Origin of the sequence: Citrobacter sp. MGH 55, assembly GCF_016906145.1 — a bacterium.
GTDB classification, from domain to species: Bacteria; Pseudomonadota; Gammaproteobacteria; order Enterobacterales; family Enterobacteriaceae; genus Citrobacter_A; species Citrobacter_A amalonaticus.
This window is the reverse complement of record NZ_CP070239.1, coordinates 526,728-550,697: the sequence shown is the minus strand read 5'-3', so window position 1 is coordinate 550,697 and position 23,970 is coordinate 526,728. Positions and strand designations below refer to the sequence as shown.

Below are 23,970 nucleotides of genomic sequence, written 5' to 3'. Positions count from 1 at the left end.
GTCCGGGGTTGATATGCAATACATCAAAATCCATGTGCAGGATAACGTTGCTGTCGCGCTGGCTGATTTGGCGCAGGGAACGGAAGTCACTGTGGACAACCACACCGTAACGCTTCGCCAGGATATTGCTCGCGGACATAAATTTGCGCTGAGTGACATCAGGAAAGGGGCGTACGTAATTAAGTATGGTCAGCCTATCGGCCATGCTTTGACGGACATTGCGGCGGGTGAACATATTCACGCCCACAATACTCGCACCAATCTGAGCGATTTGGATGAGTATCGCTATCAACCCGATTTTCAGGATCTTCCTGCGCAACCGGCGGATCGCGACGTGCAGATTTATCGTCGCGCTAATGGGGACGTCGGGGTACGAAACGAACTCTGGATCCTGCCAACCGTTGGCTGCGTCAACGGGATTGCGCGCCAGATCCAGAGCCGTTTTCTGAAAGAGACGAATGATGCAGAGGGCACAGATGGTGTCTTCCTGTTCAGCCACACCTACGGCTGCTCGCAGCTTGGCGACGATCACATCAACACCCGCACCATGCTGCAAAACATGGTCCGTCATCCGAACGCTGGCGCGGTGCTGGTGATTGGCCTGGGGTGTGAAAACAACCAGGTCGATGCCTTCCGCGAAACGCTGGGCGACTTCAATCCTGAGCGTGTGCACTTTATGATTTGTCAGCATCAGGACGATGAAGTGGAGGCGGGACTTGAGCATCTTCATCAGCTTTATGACGTGATGCGCCACGACAAACGCGAGCCGGGGAAACTGAGCGAGCTGAAGTTTGGTCTGGAGTGTGGTGGTTCAGACGGGCTTTCCGGGATCACCGCGAACCCGATGCTTGGTCGCTTCTCTGACTACATGATTGCCAACGGCGGCACCACCGTGCTGACCGAAGTGCCGGAGATGTTCGGGGCGGAGCAATTGCTGATGAGTCACTGTCGCGACGAAGAAACGTTCGGCAAACTGGTCACCATGGTCAATGACTTCAAGCAGTATTTTATCGCCCACAATCAGCCGATTTACGAAAACCCTTCGCCGGGTAACAAAGCCGGTGGGATCACTACGCTGGAAGACAAGTCGTTGGGCTGCACGCAGAAAGCGGGTTCCAGTCAGGTGGTTGACGTGCTGCGCTACGGCGAGCGTTTGAAAACCCACGGTCTGAATCTGCTGAGCGCGCCGGGTAATGATGCGGTTGCCACCAGTGCGCTGGCGGGTGCCGGTTGTCACATGGTGTTGTTCAGCACCGGTCGCGGTACTCCTTACGGCGGATTTGTGCCGACGGTGAAAATTGCCACCAACAGCGAACTGGCGGCGAAGAAAAAGCACTGGATCGACTTTGATGCGGGCCAGTTGATCCACGGCAAAGCGATGCCGCAACTGCTGAATGAGTTCATTGATACCATCGTCGATTTCGCCAACGGTAGGCAGACTTGCAACGAACGCAATGATTTCCGCGAACTGGCTATCTTTAAAAGCGGCGTAACGTTGTAAAAAGTGCCGAATGACGGCAAAACGCCTTATCAGGCCTACGCTGGCAGGCCTGATAAGCGCAGCGCCATCAGGCATTGTTAATGGAGTTGATGTCGTTTATGACCGCGTATTGGCTGGCTCAGGGCGTCGGTGTGCTCGCGTTTCTGATTGGCATTACGACGTTTTTCAACCGCGATGAGCACCGCTTCCGACTCCAGCTTGCCGTCTATAGCGCCACGATAGGCGTACACTTCTTTCTGATGGGCGCCTGGCCCGCCGGGATAAGCGCGGAACTCAATACCGTGCGTACTCTGGTGTCGATGCGCACCCGCAAACTGTGGGTGATGGCGCTGTTCATTATCCTCACCCTGGTGCTAGGGCTGGCGAAACTACAGCATGCGATGGAAATTCTGCCCATCATCGGCACGCTCGCCAGTACCTGGGCGCTGTTCCGCTGTAAAGGATTAACGGTGCGCTGCGTGATGTGGTGTGCGACTGCCTGTTGGGTGGTACACAACTTCTGGCTGGGATCGATCGGCGGAACGCTGATTGAAGGCAGTTTTCTGGTGATGAACGGGCTGAACATTATTCGTTTCTGGCGTATGAAACGCCGGGGAATCGATCCATTCAAAATTGAGAAAAGCGTACAGGAAGAGACCCCTTCCGCCAAATGACGGAAGGGTTTATGGCTTAGCTACGCAGCGCGTTATTCGCCAGACGTTCGTCTTCAGCCTGGCAGGCTGCCGCGGTAAACAGGACGTCAGTGGAGGAGTTCAGCGCCGTCTCACAGGAATCCTGCAGCACGCCGATGATAAAGCCGACAGCAACCACCTGCATGGCGATATCGTTCGGGATACCAAACATATTACAGGCCAGCGGGATCAGCAGCAGCGAGCCACCTGCAACACCGGATGCGCCGCAGGCGCACAGCGAGGCGACCACGCTCAACAGCAGCGCGGTGGGCAGATCCACCGGAACGCCCAGCGTGTGCACCGCTGCCAGCGTTAACACCGTAATGGTGATCGCCGCGCCCGCCATATTGATGGTGGCGCCCAGCGGAATAGAAACGGAATAGGTATCGCGATCCAGATTCAGTTTTTCACACAGCGCCATATTCACCGGAATATTCGCTGCTGAACTGCGGGTGAAGAAAGCATAAACGCCGCTTTCACGCAGGCAGGCAAAAACCAGCGGATACGGATTGCGACGAATTTTCCAGAATACCAGCAGTGGGTTGATCACCAGCGCGACCAGAGCCATACAGCCGACCAGCACAACCAGCAGTTGCGCGTAGCCCCACAGCGTGGAGAAGCCGGTGGTGGCGAGGGTCGATGCGACAAGACCAAAAATACCAATCGGGGCAAAGCGGATCACCAGTTTCACCATAAAGGTCACGGCGTTCGACATATCATTGACCAGATTTTTGGTGGTGTCGTTGCCGTGACGCAGGGCAAAACCAAGGCCGACCGCCCACACCAGGATGCCGATATAGTTGGCATTCAGCAGCGCATCAATAGGGTTAGAGACCATGCTCATCAGCAGGCCACGCAGTACTTCTACAATGCCTGACGGTGGCACGATATCATGCGAACTGGTGACCAGATGCAACGTTGAAGGGAAGGCGAAGCTGAAGACTACCGCGGCGAGCGCCGCAGAAAACGTCCCCAACAGATAGAGAAACAGAATCGGGCGAATGCTGGTTTTTTGCCCGTGCTGATGGTTGGCGATCGACGCCATCACCAGCATCAGAACCAGAATCGGGGCGACGGCTTTTAACGCACCGACGAACAATGTGCCGAGCAAGCCAACGGCAATGGCTGCCGGTTTTGAAATCCATGCCAGTAAGATCCCCAGTACGAGACCGACCAATATTTGTTTAACCAGGCTTCCTTGAGCCAAACGCTGTAGCAGCCCCGATGAACGTTGCGTAGTCATTTCTTGATCCTTACAGTGTGTTGTTGCTCATCCTTCGCGCGTTCTATGGACGCCGCTTTCCGGATGTAACAAAGTGTTTGCCTGGTTGAGTATAAGGAAAGATAACGCTTCGGGAAGCGAAATATGCTGGATTTCATGCTGCGGTCATGTTTTGTAACTTGGCGTTAACAGTATTGTGACATGTTCTACAAAAAGCAGAGGCCAGATTATCTATTGGCCGGGGACGCGCTAGCGTCGCCCGGCACGACAGAATTACGCCTGTTGTTTCTTATCATGCTGGTAGTTGACCCAGGCATTGATCAGTAACGTCACGACCAGGATGCCAAATACCACGCCGAGCGAAATCGCAATCGGGATATGGTAGAAGTCGACGATCAGCATCTTTATACCGATAAACACCAGGATCACCGCCAGACCGTATTTCAGCATAGAGAACCGCTCTGCAACTCCCGACAGCAGGAAGTACATGGCACGCAGGCCCAGGATCGCGAACAGGTTCGAGGTCAGAACGATGAACGGGTCAGTCGTAACAGCAAAAATAGCCGGAATACTGTCGACCGCAAAAATAACGTCGCTCAATTCCACCAGGATCAATACCAGCAGCAGCGGCGTGGCATACAGCAGACCCTTTTTACGCACGAAGAAATGTTCGTTCTCGATAGTATCCGTCATGCGCAGATGTCCGCGCAGCCAGCGCACCAGTGGTTTATCGCCAATGCCGGCGTCATCTTCTTTCGCCAGCGCCATTTTTACCCCGGTAAACAGCAGGAAAGCGCCAAACACATACAGCATCCATTCGAACTGCGTAATCAGCCAGGTACCAGCAAAAATCATTATCGTACGTAGTACGATGGCACCCAGCACGCCGTAGACCAGTACCCGACGTTGCAGGGCAGGCGGCACCGAGAAGTAGCTGAACAACATCAGCCAGACAAAGACGTTATCGACGGCGAGGGATTTTTCGATCAGATAACCCGTGAGGAACGCCAGCGCCTGCGGATCGGCGACGGCGCGGCCTTCGGTTTGAACCAGATACCACCAGAAGGCGGCATTAAACAGTAGCGAGAGCGTGACCCAGACCAGGGACCAGGCAGCCGCTTGCTTCATGGTCATTGTATGTACGCCACGACGCCCCTGCAAAAAGAGGTCGATAGCCAGCATGATCACCACAACAACAGCGAATCCGCCCCATAACAACGGTGTGCCGACAGTATTCATCATCATTCCTTACACATAAAAAAAACGGCCAACGTCGGAAGACGTCAGCCGCTGCTTTTTATGCATAGACCTCGCCTTCCGGCAAGGTCTCACTTACAACAAAAAAAGAATGCGTTAGCGCATTCCTTTGTCGTTGCCCGGTGACCGGATGTGGTTTTTCACACATCGTAATGACGATCGACCGACAATGAAGTTACTCCCCTTTGCAGGTAACAAAATATGACAGGCCACGCATTCCGTCAATGGCCTGTAACATCTGTTTTACAATGTTTTACGCAGTCGCTGCGCGGCTGACATCGTCTGCCGGGAAGATGACGCCGGTCTGGCGACGAATCTCGGTTAACAGTTTTGCCGTGATGCGACTGTTGGACAATCCAGGGTGATTCACTTCATTGGCGTCCACCAGTGCTGCAAACGCCTGTGCCTCATACAGCATAGTATTGATGTGCTGCGGTTGGGTAAGATCCTGGGTTTTCCCGCCGCGCGGAACAAAACAAACCTTCTGGCATTCGGAGATTTTTTCGATCACCAGCGATCCGGCTTCGCCCTGAATTTCACTGTCGACAACGGAATCACTCACTTTGGAATGCTGGAGGGTGACGCTGAAATCACCGTAGTCCATCACCACCACGCCGTGGGCATCGACACCGCTCTCCAGCAGACTGGCAGAGGCCTGTACGCTGTGCGGTTCTCCCCATAGCGCCACAGCGGAAGCCAGGCAGTAGAAGCCAATGTCCATGATCGAGCCATTGGAGAAGGCCGGGTTAAAGGTGTTCGGGTTTTCGCCGTCAAGATAGCGCTGATAGCGCGACGAATACTGACAGTAATTGAGGAACGCTTTGCGCATTTTACCGACTTTCGGCAGCGATTGTTGTAACAGCAGGAAGTTAGGCAGACTGGCGGTTTTAAACGCTTCGTAAAGCACCACTTGATTTTCCCGCGCACAGGCGATGGCGGCTTCGACTTCGGCCAGATTCGACGCCAGTGGCTTCTCGCAGATCACATGCTTTTTATGGCTCAGAAACAGTTGGGTCTGGGGAAAGTGCAGCGAGTTCGGGCTGGCAATGTACACTGCGTCAATCGCCTCGCTTTGCGCCATCGCATCCAGCGAGGTAAACAGATGCTCGACGAGGTAATCATTGGCGAAGGTTTGCGCCTGTTCGAGGCTGCGGGAATAGACTGCGGTTAACTTATATTTGCCGGTCTCATGGGCGGCATCCACAAACTGGCGGGTGATCCAGTTTGTGCCAATCACTGCGAAACGTATCATAAATGCCTTCAGGCTCCATAAAGGGATTCTGTCGTCAATTTAGCACGCCTTTATGACAAAGCCAGTGCGCTACTGCGCAGTTTCCTTTAACGACAGCTGCGTCAACCAGAGGCGGGTATCAAATTCCAGCTGGTGATAGTGCGGTTCCATGTGACAGCAAAGCTGATAAAACGCCTTGTTGTGCTCCTTTTCCTTCAGATGCGCCAGTTCGTGGACGACGATCATTCGCAAAAAGGGTTCCGGCGCGTTGCGAAACACGGTGGCGACGCGGATCTCGGCTTTCGCTTTCAGCTTGCCGCCTTGTACACGAGAGACCGCTGTGTGCAGGCCGAGCGCATTCTTCAGCACGTGGATCTTATTGTCATACATCACTTTGTTGATCGGCGGGGCGTTACGCAGAAATTGATTTTTCAGATCCTGGGTGTATTGCCAGAGCGCTTTATCCGTCGCGAAATCATGCGTTCCCGGATAGCGCTTTTCCAGCACCGCGCCCAGCCGTTGCTCGGCAATCAGCGTGCGCACCTGAGAAAGCAGGTGCTCCGGGTAGCCCTGGAGGTAAGTTAATTGGCTCATCGTCACCCATGCAAATCATAAAAAGTGTATACTCACGCACCCTTTTACGGGATACGCCGAAATTTTACCATTCAGGAGGGCCGATGAGCCACACAGACAACGGTTTCCGTTCACTGACACTAAAACGTTTCCCGGAAACGGACGACGTTAACCCACTGTTGGCGTGGGAAGCGGCCGATGATTATCTGCTGCAACAGGTGGACGATACGGAGATTCGCGGCCCGGTGCTGATCCTGAATGATACCTTCGGTGCGCTGAGCTGTGCGCTGGCGGAGCAGTCGCCGTACAGCATTGGTGATTCGTATTTAAGCGAACTGGCAACGCGGGAAAACCTGCGCCATAACGACCTCGCGGAGTCCAGCGTCAAGTTTCTCGACAGCACGGCAGAGTACCCGCAGGCGCCGGACGTGGTGCTGATCAAAGTGCCGAAAACGCTGGCACTGCTTGAGCAACAGCTGCGCGCGCTGCGAAAAGTGGTGACCCCGCAAACCCGTATCATTGCTGGCGCGAAGGCGCGGGATATCCATAACTCCACGCTGGAGCTGTTTGAGAAAGTGCTCGGTCCAACGACTACCACGCTGGCGTGGAAAAAGGCGCGTCTCATCAATTGCACCTTCAGCGAGCCGGCTCTGGCTGATGCGCCGGAAACGCTGAGCTGGAAACTGGAAGGCACCGACTGGACCATCCATAACCATGCCAACGTCTTCTCCCGCACCGGGCTGGATATTGGCGCACGTTTCTTTATGCAGCACCTGCCAGAGAATCTGGAAGGGGAGATTGTCGATCTCGGCTGTGGCAACGGGGTAATTGGTCTGACGCTGCTGGAAAAAAATCCGCAGGCGAGCGTGGTGTTTGTCGATGAATCCCCAATGGCGGTGGCGTCCAGCCGTCTGAATGTGGAAACTAACCTGCCTGAAGCCATCGATCGCTGTGAGTTTATGATTAACAACGCGCTGTCCGGGGTTGAGCCTTTTCGCTTTAACGCCGTACTGTGCAACCCGCCGTTCCATCAGAAGCATGCACTGACGGATAACATTGCCTGGGAAATGTTCCACCACGCCCGTCGCTGCCTGAAGATCAACGGCGAGCTGTATATCGTCGCCAACCGTCACCTCGACTATTTCCACAAGCTGAAGAAGATCTTCGGCAACTGCGCCACCGTTGCGACCAACCATAAGTTTGTGGTGCTCAAAGCGGTGAAAGTCGGCCGCCGTCGCTAAGCGAACTGCCCATGCCCGGCACGCACAATGTGACCGGGCAATGAATTAAATTCCCAGCGCCAGACGGGTGCCCTGGGCAATGGCCCGGCGGGCATCCAGTTCCAACGCTACATCACAGCCGCCGATTAAGTGCACCGTTTTTCCCGCCGCATGCAGCGGTTCTGCCAGCTCACGTCGCGGCTCTTGACCCGCACAAATAATGACGTTATCGACTTCCAGCGTCTGCGCTTCACCACCGATCAACACGTGCAGACCGGTGTCGTCGATCTTCTGATAGCTGACTGCCGGGATCATCTTCACACCGCGTGAAAGCAACGTGGTGCGATGGATCCAACCGGTGGTTTTTCCCAGTCCCTCGCCGGGTTTGCTGGCCTTACGCTGGAGCATCACAATCTGACGCGGGCTGCGAGCCAGATGCGGGCCTTCCGGACGTAATCCGCCGGCCTGTTGCAGGCTGGTGTCGATACCCCATTCCACACAGAAATCGGCAATGTTCTGGCTGGTGGGTTTGCCGGGCTGACTCAGGTACATTGCGGTATCAAAGCCGATCCCGCCGCAGCCAACGATCGCCACCCGATTCCCCACCGGGGTTTTGTCACGCAGGACATCGAGGTAGGTTAAAACCTTCGGATGATCGATGCCGTCGATCGGCGGCCTGCGCGGCTCGATCCCGCTGGCGAGGATCACCTCATCGAATGCCTGCAGATCGTCTGCTGCAACATAATGATTGAGTTTCAGGGTGACGCCGGTGACGTCAATCATCCGACGGTAATAGCGGAGCGTTTCATAAAACTCCTCTTTACCGGGGATCTGTTTGGCAATATTGAACTGCCCGCCGATCTCGCCCAGCGCATCAAAGAGGGTGACATGATGACCGCGTGCCGCCGCATTGATAGCAAAGGCAAGACCCGCCGGGCCCGCGCCGACGACAGCCAGATTTTTTATTGTGGAAGCCGGAACAACAGGCATTTGGGTTTCATGGCAGGCGCGGGGATTCACCAGGCACGACGTGATTTTGCCGACGAAGATCTGATCCAGGCACGCCTGATTACAGCCGATGCAGGTGTTAATTTCATCGGCACGCCCCGATTGCGCTTTCGACAGCAGTTCGGCATCCGCGAGAAACGGGCGCGCCATCGACACCATATCGGCATCACCACGCGCCAGAATTTCATCGGCAACCTGCGGATCGTTAATCCGGTTAGTGGTGACCAGTGGCAGCGAAACGTGCCCTTTCAGCTTACGCGTTACCCAACTGAAGGCGCCACGCGGTACCGGCGTGGCGATGGTGGGAATGCGCGCTTCATGCCAGCCAATTCCGGTGTTGATGAGCGTTGCGCCTGCGGCTTCAATGGCCTGCGCCAGTTGCACTGTTTCTGCAAAAGTGCCGCCTTTTTCCACCAGATCAAGCATCGACAGGCGGTAGATAATAATAAAGTCGTTCCCCACCCGCTGACGCACCGCACGTACCACTTCAATGGCAAAGCGCATACGATTGGTATAATCACCGCCCCATTCATCGTCGCGCTGATTGGTGCGCAGGGCGAGAAACTCGTTAATCAGGTACCCTTCCGAGCCCATGACCTCCACGCCGTCGTAACCCGCCTCCCGTGCCAGTTGGGCACAGTGCGCGAAGTCTTCTATCAGTTGCAGAATTTCTTCGTGGCTCAGTGCGTGCGGGGTAAACCGGTTGATGGGGGCCTGAATTGCGGAAGGGGCTACCAGTTGTGGTTGATAGCTGTAGCGCCCGGTATGCAGGATCTGTAGCGCTATTTTCCCGCCTTCACGATGAACCGCGTCGGTGATGATGCGGTGATGCGGCACCTCACGGGCGTCATTGAGCGTCGCGCCGCCTTCCATCGTGACGCCAGACGACGCGGGGGCGATGCCACCCGTGACAATCAGTGCGACGCCGTGCCGGGCTCGCTCGGCATAGAAAGCGGCCAGGCGTTCCGCGCCATCAGGATACTCTTCAAGTCCCGTGTGCATTGAACCCATCAGCACGCGGTTTTTAAGCCGAGTAAAACCAAGATCAAGCGGGGCGAACAGCGACGGATAGCGCATAAGATTGTCCAGTATGTAAAATTATTGTTATGTGGTCGGATGAGTGTCTAATTTAGTCGTCGGCAGGGAAAAGGGAAAAGGGGAATGCGATGATTGTGATGGGATTCAAAAAATGCCCCCGGGCAGGGGGCATTTGTTCACAGGCCAGAATGGTGTTTCATCACCCGGCAAGCTGTTTACACCTCTTCTATGCTCACCCGCAGCGCCGCCAGCGCTTTACGCGTGGCTTTCAGCACTTGCTCACACTGCTCAATGGTCAGCGTTAACGGCGGTTCGATGCGGATCGTTTTCGAGTTGTTGAGCGTTCCGGCAACCAGGACCCGCTGGCGGAACATCTCGCTGGCGAAATTGTAGCCGGTTTCATTGTCGACAAACTCGATTGCCATCAGCATCCCTTTCCCGCGGGCGTCCTGCACCAGGTCAGGGAACTCTCGCGCCAGTTGGCGAAAACCGTCCAGCAGGATATCGCCTTTCTGTTCCGCTTGTGCCGGTAAGTTCTGCTCCAGCAGCACATTGATGGTGGCCAGCGCGGCCGCACAGGCCAGCGGATTGCCACCGAAGGTGGTGGTGTGCAGGAAGGGGTTATCAAACAGTACCGAGAAGACCTCTTCGGTGGCGATCGTCGCGCCAATCGGCATCACGCCGCCGCCCAGCGCTTTTGCCAGGCAGAGAATGTCGGGCTGCACGTTCTCATGCTCGCAGGCAAACATCTTGCCGGTACGCCCCATGCCGGTCTGGACTTCATCAAGGATCATCAGCGCGCCAAATTCGTCGCAGAGTTTACGTACGGCGGTGAGATAACCCTGCGGTGGCAGGATCACGCCACCTTCACCCTGAATAGGCTCCAGAATCACCGCAGCCACATCACCTCCGGTTTTTTTGCACTCGCTGAGCGCGGTACGCATGGCCTCAATATTGCCGAACGGCACATGACGGAAGCCCGGCAGCAGCGGCATAAACGGCTTGCGGAACGTCGATTTGGCGGTGGCGGACAGCGCGCCCAACGACTTACCGTGAAACGCGCCGCTGGTGGCGATAAAGGTAAATTTGCCGCGTGGTGACTGATACGCCTTCGCCAGTTTCAGCGCCGCTTCGACCGATTCGGTACCACTGTTGCTAAAGAAGCTGTATTTGAGTTTTCCGGGCGCCAGGGCAGCAAGGGTTTTTGCCAGCATGGCCCGCAGTGGGTCAAGCAGTTCCTGACTATGCAGAGGTTGTTTCGCGAGTTGATTCTGTACGGCGGAAACCACAACTGGATTACGGTGCCCCACGTTGAAAATTCCAAAACCTCCCAGGCAGTCGACAAACTCCTGTCCCTGGGTGTCGACAAGCGTGTTCAGACTTCCCGCTTGCCACTCTACGGCTCCGTAATCCCCGCCGGCGGTAACAGATTTGCGATACTCTAAAAATCCCGGATTGACATGCTCTTTGAAGTAATCAATCACCTCTCGGTTAAGTGCTTTCATCTCCTCATGATCAAGCGTTCGCTTCTCAATGAGATTCAGTGCGTGCGCACTACAGGCCAAAGCCGATGCGCTGGAAGGTAACCTGTTCAAAATATGCTCCCGGAGATCGCGTATCACATGATACCGATTTAAGTATTGCAGGGATTGCGCCATCCCGGCGGCGCTGATGAAAATCGGGATAAACACCAGGGAGAACTGTTATTGCGCAACATTTAATCTCATTTGTTAACACTCGCTGGGTTTTTGTGCAAAATGAAGACCGTGTGAGATCGGCGTCAGAAGGGGCGATTGCGCAGAAATAGTGCAAAATTTGCGCGATAACAGTGCGCGACCCACAGTGTGATTTTATAGTTTCAACGTGAAAGTATTTTAAATCAATCAATTAGAATTCGTACAAAATATGAGGTTTAATCGCAAATTGCGATCTAAATCAAATTTAACATCTAAAGATAAATCTGTTAGCGCCGAAATAACATCTGACAAGAAGTTAACAACCAGATAACTTGCACAGGACGCGACTATGTCTTCTCAGCTCTACGTTACCCAGCAAAATACACCGCTGGATGACGATACGACCCTCATGTCGACAACCGATCTCCACAGCTACATCACGCACGCCAACGATACGTTCGTCAATATTAGCGGTTACTCACTCAATGAATTGCTGGCGCAACCGCACAACCTGGTGCGTCACCCGGACATGCCGAAAGCAGCCTTTGCTGACATGTGGTACACCCTGCAGCAGGGTGAGCCCTGGAGCGGCATCGTCAAGAATCGCCGTAAAAATGGCGATCACTATTGGGTCCGGGCGAACGCGGTACCGATGGTGCGCGAGGGGAACGTGACGGGGTACATGTCAATTCGCACCCGCGCGACGGATGCGGAGATCGCCACGGTTGAGCCGCTTTACAAGGCGCTCAATGAAGGTCGTTGTCGACGCCGGATCCACAAAGGACTGGTGGTGCGTAAAGGATGGCTCGGGAAACTACCGGCAATGCCGGTGCGTTGGCGGGTCCGCAGCGTGATGGCGCTGATCTACGTGGTATTAGCGGCGGTGCTACACCTGTCTGGTGCGCCATGGCTTGCACAACTGATGTGTGCGCTGGTGATGCTACTGGGTACAGCGGCGTTTGAGTGGCAGATTGTTCGTCCGATTGAGAATGTCGCGAAGCAGGCGCTGAAGGTGGCGACCGGTGAGCGAAACAGCGTGGTGCATCTGAATCGCAGTGATGAACTGGGGTTGACGCTACGCGCTGTCGGGCAACTTGGTCTGATGTGTCGCTGGCTAATTAACGACGTTTCAAGCCAGGTGTCGAGCGTCAGAAACGGCAGCGAAGCCTTAGCGAAAGGCAACGACGATCTGAATAAGCATACGCGTCAGACGGTCGATAACGTCCAGCAGACGGTGACCACCATGAATCAAATGGCGGCGTCGGTAAAACAAAACTCCGAAACCGCATCCGCCGCCGATAAGCTGTCGATTGCCGCCAGTAGCGCGGCGGCACAGGGCGGTGAAGCAATGGACACCGTGATTAAAACCATGGATGACATCGCCAACAGCACGCAGCGCATTGGCACCATCACCACGCTGATTAACGACATCGCTTTCCAGACCAATATTCTGGCATTGAACGCCGCAGTTGAAGCGGCCAGGGCGGGTGAGCAAGGCAAAGGGTTTGCCGTCGTGGCGGGTGAAGTGCGCCATCTGGCCAGCCGCAGCGCCAGCGCGGCGAATGATATTCGTAAGCTAATCGATGCCAGTGCGGATAAAGTGCAGTCGGGTTCTCAGCAGGTCCACGCTGCGGGACGTACGATGGATGATATTGTCTCTCAGGTACAAAACGTCACTCAGTTGATTGCGCAGATCAGCCATTCAACGCTTGAACAGTCCGACGGATTGACCAGTCTGACGCGTGCGGTAGGCGAACTTAACGACATCACGCAGAAGAACGCCGAGTTGGTTGAAGAGAGCGCGCAGGTGTCCGCCATGGTTAAACACCGTGCCAGCCGTCTGGCGGATGCCGTGACGGTGTTGCACTAATCCTTTCTTTTATCCGCATCAACGCTTACCGGTAATGGTAAGCGTCATTGTAATAATAATGTTAATAACATATTAAATATTACCACCTACGGGTGGTTTTTTTATTTTATTCGCATCTTTTCATTTCTGTCTTTGGGCTATTTGGACATCATAAAAAATCGTTTATATAACGATCGGTCTGCCTTTATTCATCGTCAAAAACTATTTACCGGCAGTTATTGATAATAAAAAGCGATCAATATCATAAAGTTAGTGAGTTTGTTACCGATAAAGGAATCTGTCTGAAGAAAAACTATCTCCAGGGAGAATATATGTTTTTGCGTAACATGAAGATCCGCTCAAAATTATTTATCGCGTTTGGATTGTTTATTGTACTGATGATGGTGAGTTCAGGCCTTTCATTATTTAGCCTGGACCGCGCCAACAGCGGTATGCAAAACATCATTACCAATGACTATCCCATCACGGTAAAAGCCAACAAGCTCATCGATCATTTTCAGGATTTTGTCAGCACGCAGCAGTTGATGCTGATGGACGAAGAGGGGCGGTGGACCCAGACGTCCCAGAAAAAGCTCGACACCATTAGCCAGCAGATTACGGTGTTGCTGGATGAACTGGACGCTGCGCCGCTAAATGCCGAATCGAAAAAGGTCATCGCCGGGATCCGCGACGTGCGCGAGCAATATCTCGCCTCCCGATTCCGCATTTTGCAGGAACTGCAAAACCATAACCGACAGGCGGCAATGCAGGAGATGATGACCACGACGGTCAATGTACAGCAGGCCTATAAAGAGAAAGTTCAGGCACTGATCGCCATTGAAGATACGCAGATGTTGCATGCTGGCGCGCAGGTGGAAAGCGACTTTACCGCGAACCGGGCGTTGCTTATCGCGCTGGCGCTCATCGGTATTGCCGCGGGTTGTATGATGGGTTGGTATATCGTGCGTTCCATCACCCGGCCACTGAATGAAGCGGTGCAGTTTGCCGAAGCGATTGCCGAGGGCGACCTGACCCGCAATATCCTCACCACGCAGAAAGATGAGACCGGCGAACTGCTGCATGCGCTGATGGTAATGAAAACTCGCCTGCTGGAGATCGTCCAGGAAGTCCAGAACGGGTCGGAGAATATCTCCAGCGCGGCAGCGCAGATCGTCGCCGGGAACCAGGATTTGGCTGCACGTACCGAAGAACAGGCGAGCTCCGTTGAGCAGACCGCCGCGTCAATGGAGCAGATCACCGCCACGGTAAAAAACACGGCCGAACATACCGGAGAAGCGACGAAGCTCTCTGCGGGGGCGGCGACCGTTGTGAAGAACAATGGCGAGATGATGAATCAGGTGACGCAAAAAATGCGGGTGATTAATGAAACATCTAACCGCATGTCGGACATCATCAACCTGATTGACTCCATTGCATTCCAGACCAATATTCTGGCGCTTAATGCGGCTGTTGAAGCCGCGCGAGCCGGTGAGCATGGCCGTGGGTTTGCCGTGGTGGCAGGGGAAGTACGCCAGTTGGCGCAAAAGAGCGCATCTTCTGCCAGCGAGATCCGCCATCTGATTGAGGATTCCACCGGTCAGACCCAGGAAGGGATGCAACTGGTCGAGAAGGCTAACGGCCTGATAAACGGCATGGTCAACAACGTCGAGGAGATGGATGTGATCCTGCGGGAGATCGGCCAGGCCAGTCGTGAGCAAACCGAGGGGATTTCGCAGATCAACAGTGCGATTGGCCTGATTGACGCCACCACCCAACAGAACTCTTGTCTGGTCGAGGAGTCTGTTGCGGCAGCGGCGTCACTGAATGAGCAGGCGTTACACTTAAAAGAGATGGTGAAAGTGTTCCGCGTGCGTGACGGCGACGCCTTGCCTGCTTAATCAAGCTGAGTGATTTCAAGCGCCGCACGGTCGATCACGCCAATGATCTTTTTTAACTGTGCGTCGCTGATGTCACCCTGATTCACTCTCAGATCCAGCACTGCCTTGAAGTTTTCCAGCGCTCGTTTCATCTTCGGATTCTTACGCAGTTCAAAGCCGACATTGCGTGCGTTGACGCGTTCCTGAATGTGGTCGAGATGTTCACGATTCTCTTCCAGCCATTGTGCGCCGGTGTCAGTGAGAGTGATTTTTTTACGCCCGCCATCCTCTTCGCTAACCGTAATAAAGGCCTGATCCTGGAGGAAATCCAGCGTTGGGTAGATCACGCCAGGACTCGGCGTATAGTTGCCTTGCGTCAGATTCTCGATAGCTTTGATTAGCTCATAACCGTGGCTGGCTTCGCGGGAGAGAATATCCAGAATCACCAGACGCAGCTCCCCATGGCCAAAAAAGCGCTGACGCCGTCCACCACCGCCACCTCTACCGTGATGATGTTCGCAACCGCCGTGATGATGCCCTTCGCCTTTACAGCAACCTTCATGATGATGTCGCATGATAATCTCCTTTTGTTTAGATATATCTAATTTATATCTAAAATGAAGATTTTGACAAGGGTAGTGTTGATGATTTTACTAATCCTATGAATTTAAATGATAAATGTTTAAAGGCAGTAACACTGCAGACGCTATCAAAAAATGACTTGCAATTCTGGCTATTAACAATCATTATCATTTGAAAACTGTATTTAGATATATCTGATTATCACACGAAGGTCAAAAATGATGGATAAAACTTCACGTTACCCTCAGCGCGTGCGCAATGAACTGCGCTTTCGCGAACTTACCGTTTTGCGCGTAGAACGCATCGGGACGGGTTTTCAGCGTATTGTCCTCGGTGGCGATGCGCTGGAAGGCTTTAACTCGCGCGGCTTTGACGACCATAGCAAGGTGTTTTTCCCGCAACCCGGCAGCCGGTTTGTTCCGCCAACCGTAACGGAGGAAGGAATTGTCTGGGGCGAGGGCGTGCGTCCGGCTTCTCGCGATTACACACCGTTGTACGATGAAGCCCGTCATGAACTGGCGCTGGATTTCTTTATTCACGACGGCGGTGTGGCGAGCCGTTGGGCTATGAAAGCGCGCGAAGGCGATACGCTAACCATCGGCGGACCACGTGGTTCGCTGGTAGTGCCGGAAGACTACGCTTACCAGCTCTATGTTTGTGATGAGTCCGGTATGCCAGCGTTGCGGCGTCGTCTTGAGGCGCTGAATCGCTTACCGGTAAAACCGACGGTGAGCGCGCTGGTGAGCGTCGCCGATCCGGCATATCAGGATTACCTCGCGCATCTGGGCGATTTTTCCATTGAATGGCTGGGACACGATGAGCAGGCGGTTGCCGCACGACTGGCGCAGATTGACGTGCCGACAGAAGATTATTTCATCTGGATCACCGGGGAAGGGAAGGTGGTGAAAAATCTTAGCCAACGCTTTGAGCAGGAACCGTTTGATCAGCAGTTAGTCCGTGTGGCGGCGTACTGGCACAACAAGTAAAGTGAGCGCCGTCGGGACAATGAAATTTAATGATTTCTTTGAGGCTGAAATCGGTTTAAGGTCATAGAGTAGTCTTGTGTTTTACATGGTAAATTTTAAGGATAAAAGTATGCCTGCAGTCATTGATAAAGCATTAGATTTCATCAACGGTATGAATACCTCGGCCTCATCTCCAGAACCTATGGATGAAAGCACGGCGAAAGGAATTTTGAAATATTTGAAAGAGCTGGGCTACCCGGCAAGTGCGTCGGATATCGTTGCGCGTGGTGAGCGGGAGGGGTGGAACCCTGGATTTACGCAAAAACTGGTTAAGTGGGCTGAGAAGTTTGAAGCCGGTGAACGGGTTTTGATCAGAGACCCTGAATATTTTTCATTGTACATGCGTGAGCAGCTTCAGGAACTGGTCGAAGTTGAGCGCGCGTGAAGCCAACAACCTGCCTTGATGCTCTTGCCAGCCAGGGAAGAGCATCCCTTTCGGTTACCGTTGGTGGCAGAATAGTGTTTCACATTGATAGTTTCGGTAAGTAGTTTCTCTTGCGGCATTTGTCGTTAACGTTATCATGACAGAAATAAAACTAACAACATAAAACGATTAATTTTATAAGCTTTTTGGACCTGTTTTTTACTATTTTTCTTATTGGTGTTATCTTTATACTCTATTATAATAAATTATTTTAAACGATACACTTTTGTATTAATAACATTGATGAGATTTATGTATGTATGCATTGACCCCTCTGCGTCTACTGGAAGTAAACTCATCTTTAATATGGCACTGGCCGTATTTGCAAAATGTAATTAATATGATGAAACGAGACGGTTTTAATGGTCTTGTTATTCATCAGCAAGATTTATTCGCGTTACTGACTTCTCCATCTGACTATTGTCAAAATGGAAAAGAAAATTTGATATGTGAACAGCAGGAGAAACTGCTATACCTCCAAAGGTTATGCCGTATCTGTAACGGAAATGGTATACGAATCTGGTTACAGGGCGAGGCATTTCCATCTGGGGGAAAACTTCAGGAAAAATTTCCGGAATATGCATTAATTGAAAATACCCATGCAGATGAAGCTTTCTGGAAAAAATTCTATCAATTAAAAATCGCTGAATCTTTAAGTCAGCTGCCTGCTATAGATGGTGTTATTGTCACTCTTCCTAAACATCTTCCTTATCGGGCCAATTGGTCATCGACACTTCCTTATCTTTATCAAATACTACGTAGTCTTGGAAAAAAACTAGTGTTGCGAGACTATATGGATGATGAGTCTGCATCATGGCAGCTTCTTAATGCATTGCAGGTGCTTCCCGGAGATGTACGTGTTTCGCTGAAAGCGGTTCCTGACGGCTATCGTCCCGGATTTGCCACGAATCCACTCCTGATGCAATTGGAAGACCGAATAAAATGGATTGAATTTGATTTATGGGGGCTGGAGTATGGTTGGACGTTGCTACCATGTTATTTGCTGGAGGAAATCAAAGGGCGTCTCAGTTGGGTTGAAAATAAGACAGGAGATCTTCTTGAGGCTGTTTCTGGTCGCTTAAATTGGGAGTGGATTTCTAACAGCTCTCTCATAAACTCGGTCAATTCGATAAATTTACATGGCCTGGCAATGTTTGGCCGTGAAGTGGGCATGTCAGAAAAGCAGGCATTTCATTGCTGGCTTACCGATATGCTTGAGCACAAAGTCGATATTGCTGAGCTGGATGCATTCCATCAACTCTATATCAGCAGTCATGAGTGGATGACAAAAACCCCTTACATACTGGGACATGTTTTGCATCATTACAGTCAGGTGCCGAAGACATATCAGCAGGCCGTCAAACTTTTGCAACTTCATTCCCGGCGTTCAGATGATTTTTCTCTTTCAACACTTTTTCCACCAGACGATCCCGACACCGGGCTTGAACAATATCAACTGATGTTACTGGAAAAACAGCGCGCCCTTTTTCTGGCACAAAATACACGTAGCCAACTCCATTTTCTTTTACAGCAGACTCATATTTCTGAGGGTAAAAGGGAATTATTCAAGCGTGTCTGGGAAAGAGTGCCATGGTATACCACTTTATTTTCTGAAGTCGCGAAGGGAGTTGCGATGAAACTCATCCTGGAACGTTATGGCAATCGTAGTGGCGTTTCTGACTTTGAACTCGATAAGCAAATAAACAGCCTTCGCCAACTGGCAAACCGTATCGGCGAATGGCTGGATAAGGAAGAACAACAGCAACCTCACTATCTGGCGATGCTTTTTGATCCCGCCAGGTTGTTGTCCCTGGCGGAAAGCCTCCAGCATGATCAGTCAGACGAGGACTCGACTTTTTTGAGATTTTCATAAAAATCCCGCAGAACATAAAACGCGGCTTTGCGTGTTTTCTTATCTGCGGTAATCAGGCCTTTACAGTTGACCCCTTGCTGCCAGGGGTTTTGTCGACGTTCCGTTCGATAGTCATACAGCAGCCATGGGGTAAAGCCACGAACGTAAGTGAGTTTTGGCAGATACTCAGTTTGTTTGCGATAAACCTCAGCCATATATTGCTCAGAGAAGGGGCCGGTTTTAGGGGCGTCTTCGCTGATAACCCCTTCCGCTCCGGTTTCGGTGATGACAACGGGTTTTGTGGGTGACGAATTCTTTCCAAGCAAAATTAAGTCATCAAAATTCTCTTCATACCATCCGTAGTATTCATTTAACCCGATGATATCAAGGTATTCTGTCAGCCTGTCTTCAATCTTCATTTTTGCGTGGTTGACGAGGCAGGCTGCCGAAATAAGACGGCTGGGATCAGCATCACGTGCCGCATTCACTAACGATGTCATAAAGCTTAAACGTTCATCCGTATCCGCATTCTCATTGCCAACTGACCAGATAATGACGCTGGCACGGTTGCGATCGCGCAGGATAAGTTCCATCAGCTGGTTATGCGCATCCCGCTGTGTCGACGGATTGGTAAAATCGACTGCCCAATAGTTGGGAATTTCTTCCCACAGCAATATTCCTTCTTCATCAGCAATGCGTGCCGCCAGTTCATGATGAGGATAATGTGCCAGCCGCATATAATTACAATTCAGTGCTTTGGCATCACGGAAACGCTGGCGAATATCATCCTCACAGGTGACTTTCCCCATAAATAAATCATCTTCATGGCAGTTAACACCGCGCAGATAAATGGATTTTCCATTCAGCCGAATATCGGTACCCACCACCTCAATCTGGCGAAATCCGACATCATCTTCGACACTGTCGCGCCCAAGCATAGTCCTGACTTTATAGCGTTTAGGATTTTCGGGTGACCATAACTCTGGACTTACGGATAAAATAACTTCAGCCTGACCGTCAACGACAGGCAATATCTGATTAATCCCAAGTTCAGGGATCATAAGGGTAACGTCAGTCGCAGGCCCGTCAACCGTTATGCGCGCAGCAATCCTGTTATAGTTGCCATCAGGAACAAGATAGACAAACAGATCGTGAATATAGTTTCGTGGTGTTCGGATAAGCTCTATCTCACGATAAATACCACCATAATTAAACCAGTCATTATTTCGCAATGGAAGGCGGTCCGTTGTTCGTGTGTTATTCACACAAATCATTAATACGTTATTTCCGGCTTTTATAGGTGTGCTTAACTCAGCACAGAAAGGCGTCGAACCACCGTAGTGGTTACCGATAAACTGATGGTTAAGAAATATTTTGCAATCGTAATTCGCCGCACCTATCCGTAAAAATACACGCTCATCCGGATCCCGCTTCGCATACTCGATTTCACGGGTATACCATGCGCTGCCTTCATAATAAAACCATTTATCCTTCAACATTTGCCAGCAGCTGGGTACAGGAACCGTCTGACCAGAATAGGGATCATAATCGTAAGGATCCTTACGCGTTTCAGCATCCTGCTTTTGCATTAAGAACCATTTTTGTCTTAATCCCGTATCGTGCAGATCAAGAGTGAAGCGCCAGTCACCCGCCAGGTTTTCACGTTGACGTCCACCGCTGAAGATGAGCGTGCGAAAGTTAAGATTTTGCACATTATAAGCACGATCGTAGTGTTTATTATGCAGACATTCAACCGCATTATCTGCCAGGTCAGATTTTTCTAACATCGCCATTCCTCGTGAAGAAAAGTTAGGCGAAGAATAGCGGATCTGAACGACCGCCAGATCAAAGAAGAAAACATTCGAAGGTGTGCAGATATTGAATAAATAGCAATTGTGATGTTGCTCAAAAAACATCACATTTAATCGTGATTAACCTCACATTCCCTTTTGTGTTGAAGTGATCTTCATCACATTAGTCAGCTAAAAAGGTGACTTTGCCTGCAAATAAAAACCGAATGAACATTAAGATCTCAGTTTCCTTTTTGAGTATTGCCTGTCCCGGTCTAAAGATACTTACACTGTAGCGGCGAGAAAGATTCATATTCTGTAGAGCACAGACATGGAGAGGTAATAAGATGGGCCAGCTACAACACAGTATTAGCGAACAAGCAACAAAACCTCAATTAAACAGAAGTCGATACCGATGGACAATTTGCGCATTGCTTTTTTTCTCGGTCACTATTAATAACCTTGATCGCTCTATCCTGGGGCTGTTAGCCCCCATGCTACAAAAAGATATCGGCTGGACAGAAATCGAATATGGCAATATTGTCACTGCCTTCCAGGCAGCCTATGCCGTGGGTTTATTAATATGCGGCAGAATAGTCGATCTGTATGGTGCTCGCCTTATATTGCCCGTTGCTCTGGCAATATGGAGCCTGGCCGCCATGGCTCATGGTGCAGTGAGTACAGTAACAGGGTTTATTTATGCAAGGATTTTTCTGGGCGTTGGCGAAAGCGCTAACTTTCCGTCAGCGGTAAAGGTTGCTGCTGAATGGTTCCCCAGGAGAGAACGCGCTTTTGCGACCGGTATTTTCAACTCTGGTTCAAATGTCGGGAATATTTTCGCCCCCATTATTATTCCATGGATTGCGTTACAGTGGGGCTGGCGTGAAGCTTTTGTAGTGACCGGCGCAGTAGGTTTTATATGGATTGTTTTCTGGCTGTTCTTATACGGAAAACCAGAAAAAGCAAAAAAAGTGAATAAAGAGGAACTGGAGTGGATCCATCAGGATGAAAGTTCTGATCCCACGCCAGCAGCATGCAAAGTGAGCTGGATTGGGTTATTGAAATATCGCCAGACCTGGGCATTTGCGATGTGCAAATTCCTGACCGACCCGATTTTCTGGTTCTTCCTGTTCTGGTTGCCTAAATGGTTACATGACAGTCGCGGTATTGATATGGCGCACATGGCAACACCACTGGTTCTGATCAACATTCTGGCGACCATTGGCGGACTCGCTGGGGGATACTTGCCTGCATGGTTGATCAATCGCGGAATAGCCGTCAACAAAGCGCGTAAATTAACACTGCTGTTGTGCGCTATTTGTGTATTGCCTATCTTGCTGGTCTCTACGGCTTCTAATTTGTGGGTCGCCGTTATTTTAATCGGTATTGCGGTCGCCGCCCATCAGGGATGGTCAGTCAATCTCTATACCAGTGTTTCTGATATGTTCCCGAAAGAAGCCGTTGGCGCTGTTGTCGGTATTGGTTGCCTGATTGGTTCAATAGGTTCAATACTTTTTGCTCAAGCTACCGGACATATTTTGCAGGCGACAGGAAGTTATTGGTCAATATTCCTTATGGGTGGTTTTGCTTATCTGTTAGGTTTTGTCATTATGCATTTTTTAACACTGACAATGTCAGCAGCGAAATTGAAATGATTAACAACCCTCAGCACAACGATTGATCCTGAATGCAGGTTATTTTATGAAATTAACAGACAGTCTTTTACAAGAACGTATTCTACAGGCCAAAGAGAACAGCATTAATTGGCTCAATAGCATGAGCGTAGCCGGAATGACGCCTGGCGTATTGCGGGTCAGCCATTATCATCAGCCAGAAAAATGGCCGCAAATGTTATTATCAGGAACCTATGATGGAACAATGGCCCGCGCATTATTAGGTGATAAAATAGAGGAAAAAGCATTACTGGCCGACTGGATTTTAAGCCACCAACAGGATGACGGTTATTTCCTTCTGCCGGGTATGCAGTGGGATGAAACATGGAAACGCCCTGATATCGAAGAAACACGTCAGTATATGCGTTTCCATGCAACAAATTACTGTATGGGGGCATTAGAGGTTCTGGAACAGTTAGACAGGCTCGAACTGCCCTTTTTAGCGCCCTTTCTCGATCCCCTGGTTTTCCGGGCATGGTTAGGCCAGCGCGATATGCGTGATCCATGGCTTGAAGGAAACAATATCGTTAACCTTGGCAGTTTCCTGCTTCTCGAAAAGCAGCGTTACCCGGAGGGGCCTGCAAGCCAGCGCTTGCAGGATATGATCTTCTGGCACAACCAGCAGAGCGAGCCCTACTCCGGATTCTGGGGGCCAGGACAGCAATTCAGTCAGGAAGCATTGCTGTTCGCACTTTGCGGTGCAACGCATAACCTGCATATTTTTTATGCGCTTGACGAGACAATTCCTCATTTCAACCAGTCGATGAGTCGTTGTCTGGAACAACCCGTGGCAATACGCAGTAGCTGTATTGATGTTGATATTATCGATATTCTGGCGCACGGGTATTCGCGCTGTCCCCATCGTCAGGATGAAATTGAATACTGGCTACGTAATATGTTGGTCAAACTTCTCGATTTCCAGAATGCGGATGGCGGCTTCCCTGACACACTTCTTGGTGAACGGGGATACGATGGTTGGGTTAAAGGCTATAAAGAACCACAGGGGTTAAGTAATACCTTCGCGACCTGGTTCCGATGGATTGCTATCGCGATGATTGCCGACCTTTTATGGCCAGAGTGGCAGCCATGGCGTTTCAGAAAAACCATTGGAATTGGTTACTTTAAATATCAGGTTGGTAAGATCGTTTAATATGTCTGCTGAATATCTGGATATAGAAAAGTGTTAAATAACCCAGCATCCGTTCGTCTGTTGATGAGGATAGGGCAAAATACCCATGCGCAGGGCTGTTTCTCACTAATGTCGCCCCAGCAACGGAAAGTCGTTCTGGGCGGCGATTCAGGCCCAACCATCGCTTTCGGATATTGCTAAAGTTGCTGTTGGCGAGCATTTTCAAAATTTCGCGTTTAATACCGTAGGTCTCGCCTTTCCCAACTCTATTTTTGTAAAACGAAAAAGGAGTCAGACGATTTCTCATCTAACTCCTTGTTTTGTTTGGTGGCCCCTGCTGGACTTGAACCAGCGACCAAGCGATTATGAGTC

General features: G+C 51.2%; 19 protein-coding genes. 10 read left to right on the top strand and 9 right to left on the bottom strand.

The window, feature by feature from the left end:
* Positions 1–13: 13 nt before the first annotated feature.
* Positions 14–1,501, top strand: coding sequence for a UxaA family hydrolase (locus JTI98_RS01940; RefSeq protein ID WP_058587544.1), 1,488 nt, complete (start codon positions 14–16; stop codon positions 1,499–1,501).
* A gap of 98 nt (positions 1,502–1,599) precedes the next feature.
* On the top strand, positions 1,600–2,154 hold the full coding sequence (locus tag JTI98_RS01935) for a YgjV family protein (RefSeq protein ID WP_216081876.1): 555 nt from the start codon (positions 1,600–1,602) through the stop codon (positions 2,152–2,154).
* A 16-nt stretch (positions 2,155–2,170) separates the two neighbouring features.
* Here JTI98_RS01935 and sstT read toward each other — a convergent pair whose 3' ends face one another.
* The 4 genes from sstT to JTI98_RS01915 form a co-directional block, all read right to left on the bottom strand.
* Positions 2,171–3,415 (bottom strand): serine/threonine transporter SstT, encoded by a 1,245-nt coding sequence (gene sstT, locus JTI98_RS01930; RefSeq protein ID WP_058587545.1) that lies wholly within the window; start codon positions 3,413–3,415, stop codon positions 2,171–2,173.
* Positions 3,416–3,667: 252 nt separating this feature from the next.
* Positions 3,668–4,633, bottom strand: a complete 966-nt coding sequence (locus JTI98_RS01925) for a TerC family protein (protein ID WP_042998219.1) — start codon at positions 4,631–4,633, stop codon at positions 3,668–3,670.
* A gap of 271 nt (positions 4,634–4,904) precedes the next feature.
* Positions 4,905–5,903 (bottom strand): Gfo/Idh/MocA family protein, encoded by a 999-nt coding sequence (locus JTI98_RS01920; protein WP_216081875.1) that lies wholly within the window; start codon positions 5,901–5,903, stop codon positions 4,905–4,907.
* 69 nt (positions 5,904–5,972) lie between these two features.
* Positions 5,973–6,476: a M48 family metallopeptidase gene (locus JTI98_RS01915; protein WP_044255814.1), complete on the bottom strand. Its 504-nt coding sequence runs from the start codon at positions 6,474–6,476 to the stop codon at positions 5,973–5,975.
* A gap of 83 nt (positions 6,477–6,559) precedes the next feature.
* Between JTI98_RS01915 and rlmG the strand changes: the two genes are divergently transcribed.
* On the top strand, positions 6,560–7,696 hold the full coding sequence (rlmG, locus tag JTI98_RS01910; RefSeq protein WP_216081874.1) for a 23S rRNA (guanine(1835)-N(2))-methyltransferase RlmG: 1,137 nt from the start codon (positions 6,560–6,562) through the stop codon (positions 7,694–7,696).
* 45 nt (positions 7,697–7,741) lie between these two features.
* Here rlmG and JTI98_RS01905 read toward each other — a convergent pair whose 3' ends face one another.
* Together JTI98_RS01905 and ygjG are read right to left on the bottom strand one after the other, a co-directional pair.
* Positions 7,742–9,760 (bottom strand): FAD-dependent oxidoreductase, encoded by a 2,019-nt coding sequence (locus JTI98_RS01905; protein WP_216081873.1) that lies wholly within the window; start codon positions 9,758–9,760, stop codon positions 7,742–7,744.
* Between the two features lie 176 nt (positions 9,761–9,936).
* Positions 9,937–11,316, bottom strand: a complete 1,380-nt coding sequence (gene ygjG, locus JTI98_RS01900; protein WP_216081872.1) for a putrescine aminotransferase — start codon at positions 11,314–11,316, stop codon at positions 9,937–9,939.
* 430 nt (positions 11,317–11,746) lie between these two features.
* On the opposite strand from ygjG, the gene JTI98_RS01895 reads away from it, so the two are divergent.
* Positions 11,747–13,267: a PAS domain-containing methyl-accepting chemotaxis protein gene (locus tag JTI98_RS01895; RefSeq protein WP_216081871.1), complete on the top strand. Its 1,521-nt coding sequence runs from the start codon at positions 11,747–11,749 to the stop codon at positions 13,265–13,267.
* A gap of 311 nt (positions 13,268–13,578) precedes the next feature.
* Positions 13,579–15,144: a methyl-accepting chemotaxis protein gene (locus JTI98_RS01890; RefSeq protein WP_216081870.1), complete on the top strand. Its 1,566-nt coding sequence runs from the start codon at positions 13,579–13,581 to the stop codon at positions 15,142–15,144.
* Here JTI98_RS01890 and JTI98_RS01885 read toward each other — a convergent pair.
* Positions 15,141–15,698, bottom strand: coding sequence for a PadR family transcriptional regulator (locus JTI98_RS01885; RefSeq protein WP_216081869.1), 558 nt, complete (start codon positions 15,696–15,698; stop codon positions 15,141–15,143). The genes JTI98_RS01890 and JTI98_RS01885 overlap by 4 nt on opposite strands.
* Before the next feature lie 228 nt (positions 15,699–15,926).
* Here JTI98_RS01885 and JTI98_RS01880 point away from each other — a divergent pair, with 228 nt between their 5' ends.
* The 3 genes from JTI98_RS01880 to JTI98_RS01870 all read left to right on the top strand — a co-directional run bounded on the left by JTI98_RS01880 (position 15,927) and on the right by JTI98_RS01870 (position 19,027).
* On the top strand, positions 15,927–16,691 hold the full coding sequence (locus JTI98_RS01880; RefSeq protein WP_216082220.1) for a siderophore-interacting protein: 765 nt from the start codon (positions 15,927–15,929) through the stop codon (positions 16,689–16,691).
* A gap of 85 nt (positions 16,692–16,776) precedes the next feature.
* On the top strand, positions 16,777–17,115 hold the full coding sequence (locus JTI98_RS01875; protein ID WP_216081868.1) for a DUF1889 family protein: 339 nt from the start codon (positions 16,777–16,779) through the stop codon (positions 17,113–17,115).
* A 295-nt stretch (positions 17,116–17,410) separates the two neighbouring features.
* Positions 17,411–19,027, top strand: coding sequence for a hypothetical protein (locus tag JTI98_RS01870; RefSeq protein WP_216081867.1), 1,617 nt, complete (start codon positions 17,411–17,413; stop codon positions 19,025–19,027).
* Here the strand turns inward: JTI98_RS01870 and JTI98_RS01865 are convergent.
* Complete coding sequence (locus tag JTI98_RS01865; protein ID WP_216081866.1) at positions 18,988–20,793, bottom strand: glycoside hydrolase family 2 protein; 1,806 nt, start codon at positions 20,791–20,793, stop codon at positions 18,988–18,990. The two genes, JTI98_RS01870 and JTI98_RS01865, sit on opposite strands and share 40 nt — an antisense overlap.
* Before the next feature lie 350 nt (positions 20,794–21,143).
* Between JTI98_RS01865 and JTI98_RS01860 the strand changes: the two genes are divergently transcribed.
* On the top strand, positions 21,144–22,451 hold the full coding sequence (locus JTI98_RS01860; protein WP_216081865.1) for an MFS transporter: 1,308 nt from the start codon (positions 21,144–21,146) through the stop codon (positions 22,449–22,451).
* Positions 22,452–22,497: 46 nt separating this feature from the next.
* Positions 22,498–23,619, top strand: coding sequence for a hypothetical protein (locus JTI98_RS01855; RefSeq protein ID WP_216081864.1), 1,122 nt, complete (start codon positions 22,498–22,500; stop codon positions 23,617–23,619).
* Here JTI98_RS01855 and JTI98_RS01850 read toward each other — a convergent pair.
* Entirely contained in the window at positions 23,591–23,905 is a 315-nt protein-coding gene (locus tag JTI98_RS01850) for a hypothetical protein (RefSeq protein WP_125339409.1), read from the bottom strand. The two genes, JTI98_RS01855 and JTI98_RS01850, sit on opposite strands and share 29 nt — an antisense overlap.
* Between the last annotated feature and the right edge of the window lie 65 nt (positions 23,906–23,970).

Coding starts and splice junctions, on each gene's coding strand:
- JTI98_RS01940 (WP_058587544.1), top strand. CDS start 14: ATGCAATACATCAAAATCCATGTGCAGGATAACGTTGCTGTCGCGCTG.
- JTI98_RS01935 (WP_216081876.1), top strand. CDS start 1,600: ATGACCGCGTATTGGCTGGCTCAGGGCGTCGGTGTGCTCGCGTTTCTG.
- sstT (WP_058587545.1), bottom strand. CDS start 3,415: ATGACTACGCAACGTTCATCGGGGCTGCTACAGCGTTTGGCTCAAGGA.
- JTI98_RS01925 (WP_042998219.1), bottom strand. CDS start 4,633: ATGAATACTGTCGGCACACCGTTGTTATGGGGCGGATTCGCTGTTGTT.
- JTI98_RS01920 (WP_216081875.1), bottom strand. CDS start 5,903: ATGATACGTTTCGCAGTGATTGGCACAAACTGGATCACCCGCCAGTTT.
- JTI98_RS01915 (WP_044255814.1), bottom strand. CDS start 6,476: ATGAGCCAATTAACTTACCTCCAGGGCTACCCGGAGCACCTGCTTTCT.
- rlmG (WP_216081874.1), top strand. CDS start 6,560: ATGAGCCACACAGACAACGGTTTCCGTTCACTGACACTAAAACGTTTC.
- JTI98_RS01905 (WP_216081873.1), bottom strand. CDS start 9,760: ATGCGCTATCCGTCGCTGTTCGCCCCGCTTGATCTTGGTTTTACTCGG.
- JTI98_RS01895 (WP_216081871.1), top strand. CDS start 11,747: ATGTCTTCTCAGCTCTACGTTACCCAGCAAAATACACCGCTGGATGAC.
- JTI98_RS01890 (WP_216081870.1), top strand. CDS start 13,579: ATGTTTTTGCGTAACATGAAGATCCGCTCAAAATTATTTATCGCGTTT.
- JTI98_RS01885 (WP_216081869.1), bottom strand. CDS start 15,698: ATGCGACATCATCATGAAGGTTGCTGTAAAGGCGAAGGGCATCATCAC.
- JTI98_RS01880 (WP_216082220.1), top strand. CDS start 15,927: ATGGATAAAACTTCACGTTACCCTCAGCGCGTGCGCAATGAACTGCGC.
- JTI98_RS01875 (WP_216081868.1), top strand. CDS start 16,777: ATGGTAAATTTTAAGGATAAAAGTATGCCTGCAGTCATTGATAAAGCA.
- JTI98_RS01870 (WP_216081867.1), top strand. CDS start 17,411: ATGTATGCATTGACCCCTCTGCGTCTACTGGAAGTAAACTCATCTTTA.
- JTI98_RS01865 (WP_216081866.1), bottom strand. CDS start 20,793: ATGTTAGAAAAATCTGACCTGGCAGATAATGCGGTTGAATGTCTGCAT.
- JTI98_RS01860 (WP_216081865.1), top strand. CDS start 21,144: ATGGGCCAGCTACAACACAGTATTAGCGAACAAGCAACAAAACCTCAA.
- JTI98_RS01855 (WP_216081864.1), top strand. CDS start 22,498: ATGAAATTAACAGACAGTCTTTTACAAGAACGTATTCTACAGGCCAAA.
- JTI98_RS01850 (WP_125339409.1), bottom strand. CDS start 23,905: ATGAGAAATCGTCTGACTCCTTTTTCGTTTTACAAAAATAGAGTTGGG.